Annotated in this window: 17 protein-coding genes; 10 read left to right on the top strand and 7 right to left on the bottom strand. The window is 65.4% G+C overall.

All coding sequences use genetic code 11. From position 1 onward, the window contains the following. Positions 1-30: 30 nt before the first annotated feature. Positions 31-1005 carry an NAD(P)/FAD-dependent oxidoreductase gene (locus L1277_RS05920; protein ID WP_253375441.1) on the bottom strand — a complete coding sequence of 325 codons (975 nt, stop codon included), beginning with the start codon at positions 1003-1005 and terminating at the stop codon, positions 31-33. Positions 1006-1070: 65 nt separating this feature from the next. Here L1277_RS05920 and L1277_RS05915 point away from each other — a divergent pair, with 65 nt between their 5' ends. Beyond that, the gene (locus L1277_RS05915; protein ID WP_253375440.1) at positions 1071-1667 is read left to right on the top strand and encodes a helix-turn-helix domain-containing protein; all 597 of its coding nucleotides are present in this window, start codon (positions 1071-1073) and stop codon (positions 1665-1667) included. A 7-nt stretch (positions 1668-1674) separates the two neighbouring features. On the opposite strand, the gene L1277_RS05910 is transcribed toward L1277_RS05915, so the two are convergent. Beyond that, entirely contained in the window at positions 1675-1968 is a 294-nt protein-coding gene (locus L1277_RS05910) for a DUF1905 domain-containing protein (protein ID WP_253375439.1), read from the bottom strand. Between the two features lie 74 nt (positions 1969-2042). Here L1277_RS05910 and L1277_RS05905 point away from each other — a divergent pair, with 74 nt between their 5' ends. Then, the gene (locus L1277_RS05905) at positions 2043-3236 is read left to right on the top strand and encodes a glycosyltransferase (RefSeq protein WP_253375438.1); all 1194 of its coding nucleotides are present in this window, start codon (positions 2043-2045) and stop codon (positions 3234-3236) included. After that, positions 3233-4024: a PIG-L family deacetylase gene (locus tag L1277_RS05900; RefSeq protein WP_253375437.1), complete on the top strand. Its 792-nt coding sequence runs from the start codon at positions 3233-3235 to the stop codon at positions 4022-4024. Before L1277_RS05905 ends, L1277_RS05900 begins: the two co-directional genes overlap by 4 nt. A 75-nt stretch (positions 4025-4099) precedes the next feature. Here the strand turns inward: L1277_RS05900 and L1277_RS05895 are convergent, their stop codons facing one another. The 3 genes from L1277_RS05895 to L1277_RS05885 all read right to left on the bottom strand — a co-directional run bounded on the left by L1277_RS05895 (position 4100) and on the right by L1277_RS05885 (position 7612). Further along, positions 4100-4921 (bottom strand): nucleoside hydrolase, encoded by an 822-nt coding sequence (locus L1277_RS05895; RefSeq protein WP_253375436.1) that lies wholly within the window; start codon positions 4919-4921, stop codon positions 4100-4102. 30 nt (positions 4922-4951) lie between these two features. Next, on the bottom strand, positions 4952-6193 hold the full coding sequence (locus L1277_RS05890; RefSeq protein ID WP_253375435.1) for a glycoside hydrolase family 1 protein: 1242 nt from the start codon (positions 6191-6193) through the stop codon (positions 4952-4954). A gap of 69 nt (positions 6194-6262) precedes the next feature. Continuing rightward, complete coding sequence (locus L1277_RS05885) at positions 6263-7612, bottom strand: MFS transporter (protein WP_253375434.1); 1350 nt, start codon at positions 7610-7612, stop codon at positions 6263-6265. 136 nt (positions 7613-7748) lie between these two features. Between L1277_RS05885 and L1277_RS05880 the strand changes: the two genes are divergently transcribed. The 5 genes from L1277_RS05880 (at position 7749) to L1277_RS05860 (ending at position 15056) form a co-directional block, all read left to right on the top strand. Beyond that, on the top strand, positions 7749-8345 hold the full coding sequence (locus L1277_RS05880) for a TetR/AcrR family transcriptional regulator (RefSeq protein ID WP_253375433.1): 597 nt from the start codon (positions 7749-7751) through the stop codon (positions 8343-8345). Positions 8346-8457: 112 nt separating this feature from the next. Then, positions 8458-11097, top strand: coding sequence for a glycoside hydrolase family 78 protein (locus L1277_RS05875; RefSeq protein WP_253375432.1), 2640 nt, complete (start codon positions 8458-8460; stop codon positions 11095-11097). A gap of 112 nt (positions 11098-11209) precedes the next feature. Then, entirely contained in the window at positions 11210-11824 is a 615-nt protein-coding gene (locus tag L1277_RS05870; protein ID WP_253375431.1) for an FMN-binding negative transcriptional regulator, read from the top strand. Further along, on the top strand, positions 11821-13302 hold the full coding sequence (locus L1277_RS05865; protein WP_253375430.1) for an amidohydrolase: 1482 nt from the start codon (positions 11821-11823) through the stop codon (positions 13300-13302). Before L1277_RS05870 ends, L1277_RS05865 begins: the two co-directional genes overlap by 4 nt. Positions 13303-13466: 164 nt before the next feature. Continuing rightward, a complete protein-coding gene (locus tag L1277_RS05860; protein WP_253375429.1) occupies positions 13467-15056 on the top strand; it encodes a M28 family peptidase in 1590 nt (529 codons plus the stop codon). 72 nt (positions 15057-15128) lie between these two features. Here L1277_RS05860 and L1277_RS05855 read toward each other — a convergent pair whose 3' ends face one another. Both L1277_RS05855 and L1277_RS05850 read right to left on the bottom strand, forming a co-directional pair. Further along, positions 15129-15587, bottom strand: a complete 459-nt coding sequence (locus L1277_RS05855; protein ID WP_253375428.1) for a hypothetical protein — start codon at positions 15585-15587, stop codon at positions 15129-15131. Positions 15588-15676: 89 nt separating this feature from the next. Continuing rightward, complete coding sequence (locus tag L1277_RS05850) at positions 15677-16546, bottom strand: metal-dependent hydrolase (protein WP_253375427.1); 870 nt, start codon at positions 16544-16546, stop codon at positions 15677-15679. Positions 16547-16688: 142 nt separating this feature from the next. On the opposite strand from L1277_RS05850, the gene L1277_RS05845 reads away from it, so the two are divergent. After that, complete coding sequence (locus L1277_RS05845) at positions 16689-17669, top strand: diacylglycerol kinase family protein (RefSeq protein ID WP_253375426.1); 981 nt, start codon at positions 16689-16691, stop codon at positions 17667-17669. Between the two features lie 77 nt (positions 17670-17746). Further along, a complete protein-coding gene (locus tag L1277_RS05840; protein WP_253375425.1) occupies positions 17747-19531 on the top strand; it encodes a hypothetical protein in 1785 nt (594 codons plus the stop codon). Positions 19532-19540: the final 9 nt, after the last annotated feature.

Genomic DNA, 19540 nt, shown 5'->3' with positions numbered 1-19540 from the left:
GTGGACGATCCCGCGGGCCCAGCCGTTCGGTCAGCGGACCGGCTGGGCTTGCGCGGCGCGGTACACCGTCACCGCGTCCCGGGTGTCTTCCATGATGAGGTCACCGTTCAGTGCGGCTCCTGCCCGAAGGCCGTCGGCAGCTGAGGTGATGACCTGGGCCATCAGATCGGTCACGTTGCCGGCCGCATACACGCCAGGCACCGACGTCGCGCCCATGGCGTCGGTCTCGATGTAACTGCCGACACCCATGGGATGCGGCAACACCTCGACACCCAGCTGGGCGACAAGATCCGTGCGCGCGGTGAACGTTGGCGCAACAACGAGCGCATCGAGCGGATGCTCAGTGCCGTCGTCGAGGCGAACCCCGCTCAGCGTCCCGTCCGCGCTCTCGACCGATACCACCCTGCCCTCAACCACATCGATGCCGCGTGCTGCTAACTGCTCACGCTCCTCGTCGGTGGGATGTGGCGCCGTGTGAGAGAACAGCGTGATGCGATCACTCCATTGCCGGAACAGCAACGCCTGATGCACAGCCTTGGGGCCGGTGGCGAGTATGGCAATCGCTCGGTCCTGCACCTCCCAGCCGTGGCAGTACGGGCAGTGCAGCACGGATGTTCCCCAATGCTCGCGCACACCTGGCACGTCGGGCAGCTCGTCGACCAATCCGGTCGCGAAGAGGATCCGACGCGCCGACAGCGTCTCGCCCGCGGCGGTTGTGACCGTGAAGCCGTCCTCCGTTCGCGCGGCCGATACAGCCTCGCCGTTCACAACGACACCTCCATAACCCTCGACCTCAGCCCGACCAAGCCGCATGAGTTCGGCGGGCGGAGTGCCGTCGCGAGTCAGGAAGTTATGCACACCGGATGCCGGCGCGTTGCGCGGTTCGCCGCCATCGAGAACCACGACGGAGCGGCGAGCCCGCCCGAGGGCGAGCGCAGCGCTCAATCCGGCCGCGCCTCCCCCAACGATGAGAGCGTCATATCGAACAGAAGGGAAATGTGTCATAACCTCATGCTCCGCCCGGCAAAGAAAGCTGACAAGAATTCTTGCCGCAATGGCAAACTGGGTTCATGCGTGAAACCACCGAAGAGATCCTCACCGCCGTCGGCCCCCGCCTCCGCGCCTTGCGCCTCAGCCGCAACGTCACCCTGGCCGAACTCTCCGATCGAACCGGCATCTCGGTCAGCACGCTGTCACGACTGGAGTCCGGGCAACGCCGCCCGAACCTCGAGCTACTGCTCCCGCTCGCCCGGGAACACGGCGTCGCCCTCGACGAATTAGTCGGTGCCCCGCCCACCGGCGACCCACGCATCCACCTGCGTCCGATCAAACGGTTTGGCATGACCATCCTGCCGCTGAGTTCCGAGGCCGGCGGTTTGCGCGCGTTCAAGAACGTCATCCCGGCGTCGAGCCCACGCAAGGACCCCACGCCGACCACCCACGAGGGCTACGAGTGGATCTATGTCCTCGCGGGCAAACTTCGCCTGGTCCTCGGCGAGCACGACCTGATCCTGCCCCCAGGCGAGGCAGCCGAATTCAGTACCCAAACCCCCCACTGGTTCGGCCGAGCGGGTGACGAAGACGTCGAGTTCCTGAGCCTGTTCGGTAAGCAAGGCGAGCGGATGCATGTGCGAGCGTCGCCGAAACGCCAGGACTCAAACGCGTAGCGCGTCGCTACTGGTGAAGTAACTCGATGTGCACGGTCACCGGGTCCCCTTCTTCGATGCCCTCGGCGATACGCACAGACTTTTTCATCGGCAAAACGTAAACGTCGGGCGCGGCCCCAGGAAAGATCGACGTCTCCCAGGTAGACCCGCCCACGGTGGCCCGCACCTTCACGGCACCGAAGCCCGACGGTGGCCGCGGGACCTCCCGAATGTCGGCGCTCTCCTCCTCGGGCACCGAGACGAAGTACCAGGCCGCGCGTGCTTCCCACTCCCAGAGCGGCGCCGTAAACGTGAAGTGCATGCTCGCCAGAGTATCGATCGCCGCAGACGCCAGGCCAGATCGAACACTCAGGCGGTGCAACCTAAACTTGGACAGTGCCCCTCCATGTCGCTTTGATCAGTCTTCACACGTCGCCCGACGATGATCCGGGCACCGGTGACGTCGGCGGAATGAACGTCGCGGTTCGCGCGACTGCTCTCGAGTTGGGCGAACTGGGTCACACGGTCGACATTGTGACGAGGCGCACGTCGCCGCAACAGGCATCCGTTCATTCGATTGCTCCGAACGTGACGATGCACCACCTCACCGCGGGGCCCGTCGAGCGGCGCATCAAGGGCGAGCACGAGGGGTTCATTGCCGAGTTCGGCACGGCGCTCGATGCGTTCGGGCACGTCGACATTGTGCACTCGCACCACTGGTTTTCGGGCATGGCGGCGCTCGACGTTGCACGACGGCGCGGCATTCCGCACGTGCAGAGCTTCCACTCCATCGCGGCCGATGTGTCGACTCCGCTATCGGAGGGTGAGCGACCCGAGTCGCCCGGGCGTATGCGCGGTGAGAAGCTGCTTGCCCGCGAGTCGGATGCCGTCATCGCGGTGAGCGACGCCGAACGCGCCACCATCGTGAACCGGCTCGGCGCTCCTGCCTCGCGCGTCGTGGTTGTGCACCCCGGGGTCGACAGCACTCTCTTCTCGCCGCTCGCGTCACCGTCGACCGAGCACCCGGGTTATGTCGTCGTTGCCGCGCGGCTCGAACCGCTCAAGGGGCTCGATCTCGCCATCACCGCTCTGGCTGCTCTGCCCGAGGGCGACCGGCCGGATCTTGTCGTCGCGGGCGGACCGACCACCGGTCACGAGTCGTACCCGGCCGAACTGCATGCCCTCGCCGCCGACGCCGGCATCACCGTGCGCTTCCTCGGCCCGCAGTCCCGCACCGACCTCGCGGACCTGTTACGCGGCGCCCGCATGCTGCTCGTACCGTCGCACTCCGAAACCTTCGGCCTCGTGGCGCTCGAAGCGGCGGCGAGCGGCATCCCGGTCATCGCCATGCGTTCGGGCGGTCTCGCCGAAGCGGTCGACCACGGTCGCACCGGAATTCTCATCGATTCCCGCGCCCCTGCTGCATGGACGGATGCCATTCGGCACGTCCTCGCGGACCGCACGTTGGCCTCCACGCTCGGCACCGCCGGACGCGAACGGGCCCTCGACTTCACGTGGCGGCGCACTGCCTCCGCAACCCTCGACGTGTACGCCGGATTGCTCGACGGCCGCGGGCGGGTCGCCTCATGACTGCCGACCTGCTGACCGGTGTGCGTTCGGTGCTCTTCGCCCACGCACACCCCGACGACGAGACCCTCGCCTCCGGCGGGCTCATCGCTGAACTCGTCGCCCGCGGGATCCACGTCACCCTGCTCACCGCGAGTCGCGGCGAACGCGGCGAGGTCGTTGCAGGTCCCCTGTCGCACCTGGCCGGAACCGAGGCGCTCTCTATCGAACGGGAACGCGAACTCGCCGGTGCCCTCGACGTCCTCGGAATCACCGAGCACTACTGGCTCGGCACCCCGCCCGCCCGCGCCGCCGGGCAGCCCGAACGCCACTACCGCGACTCGGGCATGGTGTGGGTCCGCGAAGGGGTGGCCGGTCCGGCCGACGACGCGGCCACCGACGCACTCGCCCGCGCCGAGCTCGCCGACGTGACCGCAGACGTCGCGGCCCTTCTTCGCACCACGCAGCCCGATCTCGTCATCAGTTACGACGACCACGGTGGCTACGGACACCCCGACCACGTGCGCATTCGCGAAGCCGCGGTGCGAGCATCCGCTCAGACCGGCATTCCGTTCGCCGAACTTCTCGACGAGCCCGCTCCCGACGCCCGCTGGTTCGAGCTTGAGCACCGTCGCACCACGATGACGGATGCTTTGCGCTGGCACGCCAGCCAACTCACCGTCTTCGGCGACGAGGTCGTGCACTCCGGCGGGCAGCGGGAGGCGATTCGCCCGAGCGTCGGTCTCCGCATCGTCGAGGCGGCGACGATTTCGAGCGTCACCGACGAGCACGAGCTCGTCACTGAACGGTAACCGGCCGGGCTCGGCACCTGTAGCGACGGCGCATCTCGTCGTCGCAGGTGCCGCGATAGCGGACCGGTTCGACGACTACTGGGACCCTGGCGCGCCTTTCTCGTGGAGGGCAAATCTCGCGAGCATGTCGCCAACAACGAGCCTCGTGTCGATCGCGGTGCAGACACTCCTGGTTTCGGTGATTGCCTCCCACGATGATGTGGCCGGGTGCTCCGGAAGCGCCGTGACCACGATTGGCGCGCTGTCACCCAGAGGCCAAATCGGGTTGACAGACACGAAGTCGGGTAGCGGCAGTTCGACAAAGCGCTGCCACAGCCACGCCCCGAGTTCGCCTGTACTCGTGAGACTGTGCTCAAGCTCCGCGACCGTAAAGGTCAGTGCGCGGTAGATCTCGAGCGGGATCTGACGGATGACGAGCTCCGGGTGTGCGAGCACGAACGCGGCAGCTTCACTGTCAGTGTCTCGGTTGTACTCGGCATCGTCTGTCACTGAACCACCGACCCATACCAGAGTGAACCGCGACGCCATCGTCCCGTCTGCCGCGAGCGCTTCGGCGACGTTCGTCAGCGGACCTCCACAGACAACCACGAGCGGCAATTCACTCGGAGTTCGCGCAACGTCGGTGATCATGGTGGCCGCGGCTGAGAGCGGCCGTGTTCGTTTGAACGGCATGTCTACACCCGAAGCGACCGGCACCTCCGGTCGACCGAGAAGCGCGAGCAGCTCCAGGGCCAGTGCCGATCCGCGCTCCGCTCCGCCGGCATTCGGGCCGAACATGGGGCTGAGAAACGACGACGTGACGCCGACAACTTTGTTACTCGGTGAGAGCACGTGATGAGCGAGAGCGACCAATCCATCGGGATCGCCAGCCCAATCGTTGTCGATTACCACCCTCACATCGGGCACAATACGGAACACGGCGAGCCCCTAGACCGCGACAGCGTTCACGGCGGCGACCGCTGTGGCGTATGCCGCAGCGCTGGGCTTGGGGGTGCGTTCGAAAGTCTCTCGATCGACCGCGATCAGACCGAGCTTCGGGCCGTACCCGAAGATCCACTCGAAGTTATCCATGAGCGTCCAGTGCTGATAGCCGAGGACGGGCGTACCTCCGGCGATCTCTTCCCTCAGCGCGTCAAGTGCCGCCGGAATGAACGCTGCTCGTTGTTCGTCATCGTCGGTTTGGATTCCGTGCTCGGTCACGAGCACCGGGACACCAGAGACCTCGTGTGCGTACCGCACGGCACCGGCGAGCGACGCCGGCTCGATCACCGTGCCCATGCCGTTGCGGGGACCGTCGCCGACGAAGGGCCCGTTCGGTCCATGAAGGTCGCGCTCGTAGTTTTGCACTCCGATGAAATCATCATCTTGGGCAACACGCAGCCAGTGGTCATAGACAGCGGCCCGCTTGGCGTCGCGGCTGGATTCGCCACCAGGAATCGCGACCTCATCACTGATCGCGATCGACACCCCGACAGCCAATGCCGGGTACAGGCGCTTCACCGCCGTCCGCGCCGCAACATGGGCGCGGGTGAACGCTGCTTGGAACTCTGCCTGATCGCTCGCCGGAATGACGTTCGAAGCGAAATACCGCTCAGACCCTGCCGATCGAGCGGCGGCAGCCAACATATCGATTTTCAGTTCCTCAAGCTGGGGAGGCAACTTGCCCCCGGCTTGGAGAAGCTGCTCAAGGTTTGGCTCGTTGAGGGTGACGACCGCGCGCAGTCGGTCGCCGAAGCGCCCGACGACTCGTTCGCTATACGCCGCGAAACGCTCGGCAGCGTCATCAGCAAGCCAAGAGCCTGCGGCCGAGAACCAGTGCGGCGAAGCGAAGTGATTGAGCGTCACGATGGGAGCGATACCCCGAGCCACGCACCCGTCGACGACCTGCTCATAGTGGTCCAGAGCGTCTTCGTCGATGACGCCAGGCGATGGCTCGATCCGCGCCCATTCCACTGAGAATCGGTAGGAATTCAACCCAAGCCCCGCAACCAGATCGAGGTCCGATTGCCATCGGTTGTAACCGTCGCATGCAGGGCCGCTCGGTTCACGGAAGAGCGTCGGCGTGACCCGCTCGAGGAACCAGATGTCGCTGTTGCTGTTGTTTCCCTCGTTTTGATGCCCAGCCTGTGCCACGCCCCAGAGGAAGTCGGGGGGAAATGCGTCTGTCATATCGTGCCTTTCAGAATTCAAGTTGGGAGCGGTTCGGCTCCCGTCCGCCGTAAAGGCTTGTCAGTTTTGTCATCGGGCTGCGCGGACGAAAAGGATGGCCAATCCACCAAGAATCGCCGACGCCGCACCGGCGATGAAGAGAACCGAGAAGTTCTGGCCCCCCGAGGCGCCCACGCCGACCGCAAGAAGGGCAGGTGCCACCGCCGAGACGATGGAGACAGGAAGGTTGTCGGCGATCTTGATGATCGCAAGGTCCTTCGCCGGGTTGTCAGGATCGGGGACGACACTTGTGGCAAGCGCCAACTCCACGGCGAAGTAGACGCCCTGTCCCAGAGCGACGACGCCACACGCGATGAGGTAGACGCCGAAGTTCGGCGCCATCGACGCGAAAATAAGACCAAGGCCGAGAATCACGGCTGCAACGAGGATGAAGGGCTTGCGAACGCCGAGGCGGTCACTCAGCTTGCCGATGGCCGGCGCAACCGCAAGCGATACGCCCGTGTTCACGACGACCGTGAGAAGAATGGCGCTGCCGAGTTCTGCCGGTGCCAGGCCGATGTTCATCAGAAGGTAGATGGCTTGGTACCCATTGAGCGCTGCTACACCCGAGAAGACAAGCATCCGGCTCGTGAAGACCGCGGTAAAGCTCGGGAACTTGAGCGGGTTGACCCAGAAGATTCCGACGACCTCGCGAATCGAGCGGGTGTCGCGGCGATGTGTGAACTGAGGGTCGCGCACGACAATCGCGAGGAGCACCATGGCGATCACGGCCACGGCCGTGGGGATTCCGATAAGAGGACCCAGGTCGGCACCGAACGGCAGCGCGACGACAGTGCCCAGCAGGGCGCCCATAGGAGTGCCCAGACTGACGAACGCGGATGCTGGCCCGCGCCGGTTTGCGGGAAGCTGGTCCGCGATGAGCGCGATGGTCACGACACCGGCAGCCACGAAACCCAAGGTGATGAAGAGGTGCCCGGCGACGAACACCCAAATGTTCGGTGCGATCCCCAGCAGTACGCCACCTAGTGCGAACGACGCGGCGCCAGCGATGAGGAATGGGCGACGACGTCCGTGACGTGAGCGCGACCGGTCGCTGAGCGAGCCAATGATCGGAAGGGCGAACAGCGTGAGGATACCGGCGATGCCGCTAGAAATCGAGATGGTCGTCGTTGCCGCATCAGCGCTCAGCTCGGTGGCCTTGAGTGTGAGCGTGAGAAGGGCCGCGGACATCTGGGCGGCGCCTGCTCCAACCATCGCGAACACGACAAAGAATACGAAGCCTGGCCGAGGATTTGCTTGTCTGCGGAACATCTCGGTTGGCGTGGGTTCCTCGACAACGGTGGAGGTAGTGCCCTCGTGTGCCCCCAGTTCTGCAGCTGCTGCGGCGCTCGGGAGTTGAGGGGTGATCGGTGTGGTCATGGGGCTTCCTTGCCGGACGGTCCGCTCGCATGGCGGTAATTCTTTAGTGAATGCCTCACTGGTGAGGCTGGACGACGGTAACACGAAAATATTAAACCCTCAATATTTTCGTTCGGAAGCTGCTACCGTAGGTGGCGTGACGGGGCCCAGAGGCGAGTACAGCAAGAGCGCGTTGCGGCGCGGACAAATTCTCGACGCCGCCACGGCCATCTTCACCAAGGGTGGCTATACGGCGAGTTCGGTTAACGAGATTGCCCGTGCAGTCGGAATGACCCAGACAGGGGTCCTTCACCACTTCAACGGAGGCAAGGTCGCCCTTCTTCGAGCGGTACTCGAACAACGTGATGCGCGGGCAGAAGGAGTTCTTGAGGGACGACACGGTCGGCAATTCCTCAGGGGTCTGATCGAAATTTCTCGCTCTCAGGAACAGCAACGAGGAGCTGTGCAGCTCTACACAATTCTTTCGGCGGAGGCCACAGACGCTGACCATCCAGCGCACGATTATTTCGCGCAGCGCTTCACCCGCATTACCGACGCGGTGACGGGCGCCCTGCAGGAAGTCGAAGCGGAAGACGGGCTTCGGCCAGGAGTAGAGCCACGGCGCGCCGCGATCGAACTCGTTGCACTTGTCGAGGGGCTTGAGCTTCTGTGGCTCAACGGCCTCGACGTCAATATGGCTGATGACGTCAGGTATCGACTGAATCACATGCTCATCACTCCGCTCCAAACGTAATCCGGAACACAGCAGCAACCCAATCGTTCTGACGTCCCACCGGCGGGTTGCCGCTGACGGCAGAGAACCGCACGCGCCATAAAAGACGTGTGCAGAGAACCCGAAGGAACCCATGAGCGTCATCGTGCACCCCGTCAGCGTCGAGCACCACCGCGAACCGTTCGGTATCGGTGAGTCCGAACCACGATTGTCGTGGGTGACCTCGACGGATGAAGCGGGCTGGTCGCAACGCGCCTATGAACTCGAGATCGTCGACCAGGGAGGGCAGGCCGAATCGGCAAGATTCTCCACCGGCCGTATCGACTCGGCGGAGCAGGTCCTCGTACCCTGGCCAGCCATGCCATTGGTGAGCCGCGATCGACGTTCGGTGCGGGTCAGAGTTTGGGGCGGTGACGACGCACCCTCCGCGTGGAGCGCGCCGACGAGTCTTGAAGTCGGTCTCATCGATGCGGATCAGTGGAAAGCGCGCCTCATCGAACCACAGTTGCCTTCCTCGAACGGTGATGGCACTGGCGCCCCCGCGGTGCTTCTTCGCGGCGAAAGCGAAATCCGAGGCTCCATCGTCCGTGCCCGGATCCGAGCGACGGCACATGGCGTCATGACCGTGCATCTGAATGGGCATCCCATTAGTGACGATGTGCTGCACCCGGGTTGGACGAGCTACGGTTCCCGCCTGCGATATCGAAGCTGGGACGTGACAGGGCTGGTGCGGGAAGGCGCCAACGCCATCGGTGTCCATCTCGCAGATGGCTGGTACCGCGGCTACCTCGGCTTCGCTGGGCTTCGAAACGTCTACGGCGATCAGACTGGTGCCCTCGTACAGCTCGAGGTCGATCACGCCGACGGCACGCGCAGCATCGTCGGGACGGACGAAACATGGCGGGCCTCATTGGGACCGGTCGTCAGTGCCGACTTGTACATGGGTGAAACTTTTGATGCTCGACTCCGTCACGACGGATGGGACGGACCGGGATTCGACGATGCAGATTGGACTCCGGTCAGCATCGCAGAACTGGATCTCGCAACGCTTGTCGCCCCAGATGGCCCACCGGTGCGCCGCATCGAGTCGTTGCGCCCGCTCGAGATCATCACCTCCCCGTCGGGCGCAACACTGGTTGACTTCGGACAGAATCTCGTCGGCCGGTTACGCGTGCGGATCCCAGCGGCGCCGGCCGGGCACGTCGTCCGGTTCAGGCACGCAGAGGTGCTCGAGCACGGCGAACTTGGCACACGTCCGCTGCGCGCCGCACGAGCGACCGACGCGATCATCCTCGATGGCCACGCCGTTGAGTGGGAACCAGAGTTCACCTTCCACGGTTTTCGATACGCAGAGGTTGAAGGCTGGCCCGGTGAGCTCGCGGTGGATGACCTCGAGGCCGTTGTCATTCACACCGACATGCAGCGCCTCGGCACGTTCTCATCTTCGGATGCCCAACTCAACCGCCTGCACGAAAACGTCGTCTGGGGAATGCGAGGCAACTTCATCGACGTGCCTACCGACTGCCCGCAGCGCGACGAACGACTGGGGTGGACCGGTGACCTTCAGGTGTTCGCGCCAACTGCGTCGTTCCTCTATGACACCAGCGGCATCTTGACCGGCTGGTTGGCTGATCTCGCTGCCGACCAGCACGAGGACGGCAACGTTCCGGTGTACGTGCCGTGGGCAGACGTCGATCCCCACCTGCCGCCACTCGGAGCGGAAGCGGGCTGGGGGGACGCAGCAACCGTCGTGCCGTGGACGATGTACGAGCGCTCGGGCGACGTCGGAATCCTTCGCCGTCAATGGCACTCGATGACCGCGTGGGTCGACGTGTTCGCTGCCCGCGCTGGCGACGAACTCGACTTCGCAAGCGGAGGATTCTCTTTCGGCGACTGGCTCGATTCGGCAGCGCCGGACGACCAACCGTGGGCGGCGCGCCTGCCGTGGCAGGCGGTCTCCACCGCTTACCTCGCACGTTCTGCGCAGATCGCGCGCGATGCCGCGCTCGTCCTCGGTGATAGTGCAGCGTCGAGCCGTTACGGCACTCTGGCCAGCCGAGCCGCCGCGCGTTTCCGTTCGGAGTATGTGACGCCGAACGGACGGGCAGCCTTCCCGTCCCAAACGGCCTATTCGCTCGGAATTGCTTTCGGACTACTGCTGCCTGAGCAACTCGAGCGCGCCGGCGAGCTTCTCGCTGGGCAGGTTGCGGCCGACGGCTACCGCATCGGCTCCGGCTTCCTGGGCACTCCCCTCGTCTGCGATGCGCTTGCCGACACCGGCAACAGTGCCACCGCATGGGAGCTTCTGCTTCAAACCGAGAACCCGTCCTGGTTGTACGCGGTGACCATGGGAGCAACAACGATTTGGGAGCGCTGGAACTCAATGCTTCCTGACGGCACCATCAACCCAGGCGACATGACGTCCTTCAACCACTACGCATTCGGCGCGGTGGCTGACTTCATGCATCGCCGGGTCGCGGGGCTCGCTCCAGCCGCTCCGGGATACCGGCGGATCAGAGTCGCTCCCCTGCCGGACCCTCGGCTCACCTCCGCGAGCGCAACTCATAACACGCCATATGGTGAGGCATCGGTTTCATGGCGACTCAACGAAAAACGATTTTCCCTCGACGTCGTCGTTGCGCCGTCGACCGAGGCTGACATACAGCTCCCCGACGGGTCACCCGTGGTAGTTGTCGCCTCAGGGAAGCACCACTTCTCGTGTGAATTCGAGCCTCGTCCCCTGACAACGGCGCCGGCGTCCTTCACTGATTAGGAAAGACGACTGGTCATCGAATACTGAGTAGCGAAAAGGCTCATGTGGCTCCGGCGATGGAGACACACGGTCGGGGGAACCGCCGGTGCGGAACTCGTGCCAGAATCTCCCCATGCGACACACCCCCGCCTATCTCGTCACTAACCCCGAAGAAGTGAAGCGGCTGATCCGCGACAACCCGTGGGCCACGATCGTCTCGAACACCGAGAAAGGCCTGGTGGCGTCGCACTACCCGGTGATCCTCGAGGAGAGCGCCGAGGGCATCAGCATCGTTAGCCACGTGGGCCGCCCCGACGACCGGGCGCTCGAACTCGGCGACCACGAGGTGATGGTTCTCATCCAGGGACCACACGGCTACGTGTCGCCCGGGTGGTACGACGGGAAGCCCGCTGTGCCGACTTGGAACCACGTCACTGCTCACCTTTACGGCACCCCGGAGATCCTCAGCGACGAGGAGAACTGGCGGGTACTCAGCGAGCTGGTAAGCCACTTTGAGCACACGATGCCCGAGCCGAACCTCCTCGAGGACAACGAGGAGTATGGCCGCCGCATTATGTCGGGCACCGTGGGGTTCCGCATGCGGGTGACCCGGTTCGAGGCGCGCGCCAAGCTCAGTCAGGGCAAGCCGACCGAGGTCGTCGATCACGTGATGTCCGAACTGGAGCACGGCGCGCACTACGCCCAGCCCGACCTGGCGGCCGAGATGCGCCGAGTCCACGACAGGTGAGCGCGGCAGCCGAGAGCCTTGTCCTCCGCGACGCCCGGGTCGGTGATCGTGTCACCGACATTCTGATCACAAACGGCCGCATCGTGAAGATGGCCGATGACATCCGCTCGCATTCTGACGACGTATCGCTCGACGGTCGCTGGGTGATTCCGGGGCTCTGGGACGAGCATGTGCATTTTAGCCAGTGGGCTCTGAAGACCCGACGGCTCGACGTGTCGACCGCAACAAGCGCTCGCCATGCGGCTCAGCTGGTGCACGACGCTCTCGCCGCCGCGGGCCCGCTGGCCGTCGACGACGACGGTCGCCCGCTCACCTTCGTGGCCAACGGTTTTCGCGACGGAACTTGGCCAGACGCGCCCAACCTCGCCGACCTCGACGCGGCCGGCGGTGGCGCGCCGATCGTGCTGATCAGCTCCGACCTCCACTCGGTGTGGCTCAACACCGTGGCGCTCGAGCTCTTCGGGCACGCCGGGCACCCCACCGGCCTCATCCGCGAGACGGCGGCGTTCGCCATTGAGAACCTCGTCAACGCGGTGCCCGATTCGGTGCTGGATCCGATGGTGAATGAGGCAGCAACGGATGCTGCGGCGCGCGGCATCGTCGGAATCGTCGATTTTGAGATGGCGTGGAACCGCGAGAGCTGGGAACGCCGAATGACGGGCGGGTTTGATGCGGTGCGTGTCGAGTTCGGCATCTACAGCGAGCACATCGACCGCGCGATCGCCGAGGGGCTGCACACCGGCCAGCGGCTCTCCGAACTCCTCACGGTTGGCCGGCACAAGGTCATCACCGACGGGTCACTCGGCACCCGCACGGCGTTTTGCTTCGACGAGTACCCGGGTATGGCCGGGCAGCCCGACAGCCGCGGCCTCCTCGTGGTCCCGCCCGACGAGCTTGCCGCTCACCTTCGTCGGTCGTCGAGCGCGGGTATCTCCCCGGCGGTGCACGCGATTGGCGACGCGGCCAACACACACGTACTCGACACCTTCGAAGCGCTCGGCATCACTCGCGGTCGGATCGAGCACGCACAGCTCGTCACCGACGCCGACATTGCCCGGTTCGCTGCACTCGGCGTCGAAGCCAGTGTGCAGCCCGAGCACGCCATGGACGATCGCGACATCGCCGACACATTTTGGCCCGGCCGCACGGCTCACGCCTTCGTGCTGCGCTCTTTTGTGGATGCCGGTGTTCGACTGGTCCTGGGATCCGACGCACCGGTCGCGCCGCTCGACCCGTGGTTCGCCATCGCGTCGGCGGTCGGTCGCACCCGCGACGGGCGTGAGCCCTGGCACGTTGAGCAGGCGCTGTCAGCCGCCGAAGCGCTCAGAGCCAGTACACGAACGGATGTTGCGGTGGGCGAGATCGCGGACCTCGCTGTCGTCGAACTTGACCCGTTCACCTCGCCGCCGGAAGCCCTGCGCGCCCCAACGGTCGCGGGCACCCTGGTCGGCGGACGCTGGACTCACCGGACGCTGTGACCCCAGCCCGAAACCAGTTTTCCAGTCCTCCGAACAGGGGACCGACTGCGAGATTCACTCACCTTTTGCTTCCCTTACCCCTCTTCGGGGGTCTACAGTCTGAAACACCGTGCCGGGGTCACGAGCCCAGGCCTGACTGTCACTCTCCAGTGAAGGGGTAATACATGTTTGAAAAACGCAAGGTGGGCACAGCGCTCGGGGCGGCTCTCGCCACGGGCGCTTTGGTCGCCGTCAGCTTCGCCGGTCCGGCCTACGCCGGCGGCAACAAGGGCGGCCACGGCGGCGGCCCTGGCTGGAACAACGGCCACGGAAATGGCAAAACCGCCTCAGAGGTGCTCGTGAAAGCCGTCACTGCCGACGGCATCACTCGCCACCTGCAGGCACTACAGGACATCGCGGACGCCAACGGCGGCAACCGCGCGGCGGGCCTTCCCGGCCACGTCGCTTCGGCGGACTACATGGAAGCGAAACTCAAGAAGGCCGGCTACATCACCTCGCGTCAGCCGTTCAGCTACGACAAGTCCATCGTCGACACCGCCGTCCTCAACCAGACCGCACCCACTGCAGTGAGCTACCAGTACGAGGTGGACTTCCTCGAGGCATCAAACGCCTCCGAGGGTGACGTTTCAGGTGTGGTGCAGGCCGTCGACATCAACCTCACCGGCGACCGTGCGTCGACCAGCGGTTGTGAGGCCACCGACTTTGCGGGCTTCACAGCCGGCAACATTGCGCTCGTGCAACGCGGCAGCTGCGACTTCCGGGTCAAGGCCGACAACGCACTGGCCGCCGGCGCCGTCGGAGTGATCATCTTCAACCAGGGCAATGCGTCCGAGACCGAGGACCGCTCGGCACTCTTCTCCGGAACGCTCGGTGACACGATCTTCAGCCTGCCCGTCGCCACCACGACATTCGCGCTGGGAGAGACGCTCGCAGCTGCGGGCACCGAGGTTCGCCTCGCCTTCGACGCCCACGTCGAAACGATCAACACCTTCAATCTCCTCGCCGACACACCGAAGGGCGACCCCAACGAGATCGTCGTCGTCGGTGGACACCTCGACAGCGTGCGTGAAGGACCGGGCATCAACGACAACGGCTCGGGCACCGCGTCGATCCTCGAGACCGCACTGCAGATCTCGAAGAAACACCTCACACCGACGAACAAGATTCGTTTCGCGTTCTGGAGTGGTGAAGAAGACGGCCTGGTCGGATCGAACTACTACGTCAGCCAGCTGACCGAAGCTCAGATCGCGCAGCACGCGCTCAACCTGAACTTCGACATGGTCGGATCACCCAACGCGGTGCGCTTCGTCTATGACGGCAACGGTGATGCGTTCGGCACGGCTGGTCCCGAAGGTTCGGCTGAGATCGAGGCGAACTTCGAGGAGTTCTTCGCATCGCAGGGTCTCGCGAGCGAGCCCACCGCGTTCGACGGACGCAGCGACTACTTCGGCTTTATCGAGGCGGGCATCCCTGCGGGGGGCCTGTTCTCCGGAGCAGAAGACATCAAGAGCGTCGAGCAAGCGGCGATCTTCGGCGGAACCGCTGGAGTCGCATACGACGAGTGCTACCACTCAGCATGCGACGACATCACCAACATCGACCCGGTTGTGCTCGAGCAGATGGCCGACGCCATCGCGAACTCGACCGCGACCTTCGCTGAAACCAAGACGAAGCACCACGGTGGAAAGGGCCACGGCAAGGGCCACTGGCGCACCGACCGCTTCGACCACAAGGGACCGAACGGCAAGCGCTAAACGTTCCCAGTGTTGACAAAGATCGGGCCCGTCGCATCTCGCGGCGGGCCCGATCGCTGCGGTGCCGCGCCCTTAGCGCGAGGCCTGACCAGCCTGCGAACCTGGCGCCAATCGGCTCGGCACCTCCGGCCCTTCAAACCAGCCCAGCCAGCCGTCCTCGGTCGGCATGATCTCGTACTCGTCACACACCATCACCGCATCGGGTCGCTCGGCCGCCGCGGTCCACGTCGCGGTGAGCACCGGCACGCCCTGGCGCGCCCGCTCCTCACACTCACCCTCGAGCGGGCTCGACGTCGTCACCCGAATGACCGACAGTCGCCCATCTTTCGTCTCCAATGAACGGATGCCTGTGGCATCCGTCGGAATCCACCCCGGCAGTTCGCCTGACGGCCACAACTCGGCCGCGGTGTCATAGCTGGCGAACTCCGACTCACGTGAGTTGCTCAGCACCTCTTTCACCGAGCACCCGGTGAGGCTGAGGGCAGCCAGGGCGGCTGCGGCGGTGAGAAGGAGGACACGTTTCGGAAGCATGTCTCCAGTTCAGCGGCTCGGCGAGCCGAGCGGATCGACCCGAGGGATGATCCGGGGTCAGCCGGGAGGATGAACTCGCCGCTCCCCACTTACCTCACGGTCGCGGTGGTCTCCATGACCAGCTCGACTCCACCCTCGATCTCACCGGTAGTCAACGCCACGGTGACGCTGGCCAACTCGCTCAGCGACTCGAGGTGGGTGCCGCCGCATGGGATCTCGACCCGACCCGTCGGCAGTTCGCACGCCCAGGTGCGCCGAGCCGTCAAGGAGCTCTCGGTGCGCTCGATGGAGACCGCTCCCCCGGCTTCCACCCACTCGGCGAGCCGGGCGTTGGCGTGGGCGGCGACGTCTACTGGGTCGGCGAGCGCAGCGGGAGTGAAGCCCTTGCGGCGCAGCGACTTGCCGATCCGGTAGGTGTCGAGCGACCCGTTCGGCACGATGCGCGAGCGCTGAATGGCGAGCGCGTCAAACGCGGGGTTGCCGAGCGCATCGGTCGCGACGTCCTTGCTCCACGCGTCGGCGAGCGCGGCGTCGAGCGCCAGTGACGCGAGGTGGCACGCCGTGTGCCCGGCCGACAGGGCGGCGCGGTGCTGCGCGTCCACCTCGACCCGCACCGTCTCGCCCACCTCGGGTACCGCGCCCTCGAGCACGTGGGCGACAACGAAGGTCCACCCCTCGGCGCCCGTGCGCACCGGAAGGTCCGCGCCCAGATACAGCTTCCCGTCACGGATGCCTCCGGTCACGCCATCGACGATGGCGTGCGTTCCCGATGCACTGGTGAGGGTACCGCGGTCGGCTGGCTGGTCGGGCCAGGCGGTGTCGACCGGGTGAAACGCGGTCTCATCGAGCAGCACGGCCGACCGGCCATCGGGAAGCGGCTCGACGTGGAGCACGGTTCCGGTCGAGCTGGTTGCGCCGTCGGGATAGCTGACGAGGGTGTCGGTTTCGGGAAGAGCCACAGGAACGTCCGTTCGCTTGAGCGGGGAGAGGGAATGCCGTTGTCGACTTTACGCTGGCGTCCTCATAGCAGACGCCGTGACATCCGCCCCTCTTCTGCTGAGGGACTTGCGCGAGAGGGTATGCACCCGTCACGGTGAAACAGTGAGTACAGAATCGACCGACGCCCCGAAGTTTGCCGCGGTAATTTACAACCCGATCAAGGTCGACATTGACGCGATCAAGGAAGCGGCCGGTCGCGAAGCCGGCGAGGCGGGCTGGGCCGAGACCCGCTACTACGAGACCTCGGTCGAAGACCCCGGTGGCGAGGTGACAACTGAGGCGCTCAGTGACGGCGCAGCCATGATCATCGCGGCCGGTGGAGACGGCACGGTGCGTGCCGTGGCTGAGGCGATGTCGGGCTCCGGCGTCCCGATTGCACTGCTGCCATCGGGGACGGGCAACCTGCTCGCCCGCAACCTCAACCTCACTCTCGACGACCTCGACCACTCACTGCACTCGGCGTTCGCCGGCAAGAACCGCCCGATCGACCTCGCGAAAATCGACATTGAGCGGTCGGGTGGAAAGATCGATCACCACGCCTACCTCGTGATGGCCGGCCTTGGCCTCGACGCGAAGATGCTCGCGAACACCGACGAGGAACTCAAGGCGAAGGTCGGCTGGCTCGCCTACGTCGGCGCGATCGGCAAGGCCCTCACCGACAAGAACTACCTGCGCATGCGCTACCAACTCGGCACCCAGAAACCCCGGGCCGTGCGCGCCCACACGATCATCATGGGCAACTGCGGTTCGCTGATGGCCAATGTCGTGTTGCTTCCAGATGCGGCCGTCGATGACGGCGAGCTCGACATCATCGTGCTGCGCCCCGAGGGCTTCATCGGCTGGGTGCAGATCTTCGTCAAAGTAATTTGGGAGAACGGGGTGCTGCGGCGCACGAAGCTCGGCGAGAAGCTCGTGTCGCCGGATGTGAAGGCGCTCAACTACTTCCGCGGCGAGAAGCTCACCGTGCGGCTCAGCCGCGCGGAGCCAATCGAGCTTGACGGTGACGAGTTCGGCGAGGCCACGGCGCTCAAGACCTGGGTCGAGCCCGGCGGTCTGCTCGTGCGGGTGCCCGAGGAGGCATAGGGGCGTTTTCTCGCCGGGAGCCGTCAAGCCCAATTCACCGATTGGCTCCCCTCGGACGGGTGACATACCGTGGAGGCATGACCCGTCGCAGCCGCCTCCTCCGTTCCGCGGCCCTCGGGCTCGGCGCGATCGTCGCCCTCTCGGCCTGCACGGCGTCGGAATCCACAGATCCGACGAAGCCCACCTCGGCTGCCACCACTGTTTCCAGCCCGGATGCTCCGCTGACCGTCATCGCGGACCCTTCCGAGATCGCGGCATCGGTCGCAACCAGCCGTGCACTCTTCACCACCGCCCCGGTGGTTGTCGTGGCACCGGTCGGTGCACCCGAGGCGCAGGAGGTCGCGGCGCGTGCGGCGGTCGCGCTCGGCGTGCCGCTGCTCGTCGGCGATGCGAAGTCCGGGAACGCCGCCGAGTCGTCCACCGAGCCGACGCAACCCGCTGAGTCCGACGCCGGCGACGGGGACGACGGGGACACTGATCCCGCCGAAGCAAGCGAGACCGAGAAGCCCCTCGCCGACGAACTCGCCCGGCTCAAGACCTCGACCGCGCTCCTCGTCGGCGACGCCGCCGACCCGAGCGGCACGGACCCGAGCCACGGCGACAAGCGCGACAGCGAGCGCGGCGGGAACGGGCTCACCATTGTGCGCGCCACGGCATCCGCCCATGCGGTCGGCGCGGCCATCGGGCACCGGCTGGGCACCCCGGCCGAAGGCAACCCGGCGACGTTCTCCGCCGGAATCGCCGCGCTCGAGGCTCCGAAATCCGCCTCGACGAGCACACCGACGGCCGGCACCGCCAAGATCCCGGCGGTGAAGCGCCCGAAGCCGATCGACGACACTGCCGCGATCGCCCTGCCCGGCGTTGAGCAACTCGCGCCAATCGCGACCGCCCGTGCCGCGGGTATTCCGGTGCACCTGCTGACGGAGGGATCGGCGAATCCGCAAGCGGAAGCATCCGTTATTGACGCACTTCACACAACCGGCGGCGAGAAAACCCTCGCGCTTGGGGCCGCATTCGGTAGCGAGCCAGCGCTCGACTGGAAGGTGCGGACGGCCCGGACCGGTGCCCAGCTGCCGGGCGGAGGGCAGTTGCTGTTCGCCGACCACCAGTTCGTGGCAATCTATGGAACGCCGTCGACTCCGGTGCTCGGGGTTCTCGGCGAGCAGGACGTTGCCGGATCGGTGGCGCGTGCGCAGGAAGTCGCGGCGCAATATCAGGGCCTCACCGCCAAAACGGTTGTGCCGATGTTCGAGATCATCGCGACGGTGGCCGCGGGCGGTCCGGGGCCGGATGGGAACTTCTCGAACGAGCTGTCGGCGGAGTCGCTTCGGCCGTGGATTGACGCCGCCGCCCAGGCGGGCATGTATGTCGTGATCGACCTGCAGCCGGGTCGCACCGACTTCCTCACCCAGGCCCAGCAATACCAGTCGCTCCTTGAGCTGCCGAACGTGGGCCTCGCGCTCGACCCGGAGTGGCGGCTCGCGCCGGACGAGCTGCACCTGCGCACCATCGGGTCGGTGTCGGCCGCCGAGGTCAACTCGGTCACCCACTGGCTGGCCGACCTTACGAACGAGAAGGGGTTGCCGCAGAAAATGCTGGTCGTGCACCAGTTCCGGCCGAGTATGCTGACCGACCGGCAGAACCTTGACCTCAGCCGACCCGAGATCGCCCTGCTGCTGCACGTCGACGGGCAGGGTGGCCAGGCCGACAAGCAAGCCACCTGGGCAAATCTGCAGCGGGATGCTCCGGTGGGCGTCGCGTGGGGATGGAAGAACTTCTACCACGAGGACAAGCCGATGCTCACGCCGGAACAGACCATCTCGGGCGTACAGCCGACGCCAGAGCTGATTACGTACCAGTAATCGTTGTCG

This window comes from Okibacterium sp. HSC-33S16 (assembly GCF_024171565.1).
In the GTDB taxonomy this organism is placed as follows: domain Bacteria; phylum Actinomycetota; class Actinomycetes; order Actinomycetales; family Microbacteriaceae; genus Mycetocola_A.
Note: the sequence above shows the minus strand (reverse complement) of the source record. Positions and strands in the feature narration are given on the sequence as shown.

Bases quoted from the DNA above. Each gene is read 5' to 3' on its own strand.
- L1277_RS05920 (WP_253375441.1), bottom strand. From the start codon at position 1,005: ATGACACATTTCCCTTCTGTTCGATATGACGCTCTCATCGTTGGGGGA.
- L1277_RS05915 (WP_253375440.1), top strand. From the start codon at position 1,071: ATGCGTGAAACCACCGAAGAGATCCTCACCGCCGTCGGCCCCCGCCTC.
- L1277_RS05910 (WP_253375439.1), bottom strand. From the start codon at position 1,968: ATGCACTTCACGTTTACGGCGCCGCTCTGGGAGTGGGAAGCACGCGCG.
- L1277_RS05900 (WP_253375437.1), top strand. From the start codon at position 3,233: ATGACTGCCGACCTGCTGACCGGTGTGCGTTCGGTGCTCTTCGCCCAC.
- L1277_RS05890 (WP_253375435.1), bottom strand. From the start codon at position 6,193: ATGACAGACGCATTTCCCCCCGACTTCCTCTGGGGCGTGGCACAGGCT.
- L1277_RS05885 (WP_253375434.1), bottom strand. From the start codon at position 7,612: ATGACCACACCGATCACCCCTCAACTCCCGAGCGCCGCAGCAGCTGCA.
- L1277_RS05875 (WP_253375432.1), top strand. From the start codon at position 8,458: ATGAGCGTCATCGTGCACCCCGTCAGCGTCGAGCACCACCGCGAACCG.
- L1277_RS05870 (WP_253375431.1), top strand. From the start codon at position 11,210: ATGCGACACACCCCCGCCTATCTCGTCACTAACCCCGAAGAAGTGAAG.
- L1277_RS05860 (WP_253375429.1), top strand. From the start codon at position 13,467: ATGTTTGAAAAACGCAAGGTGGGCACAGCGCTCGGGGCGGCTCTCGCC.
- L1277_RS05855 (WP_253375428.1), bottom strand. From the start codon at position 15,587: ATGCTTCCGAAACGTGTCCTCCTTCTCACCGCCGCAGCCGCCCTGGCT.
- L1277_RS05840 (WP_253375425.1), top strand. From the start codon at position 17,747: ATGACCCGTCGCAGCCGCCTCCTCCGTTCCGCGGCCCTCGGGCTCGGC.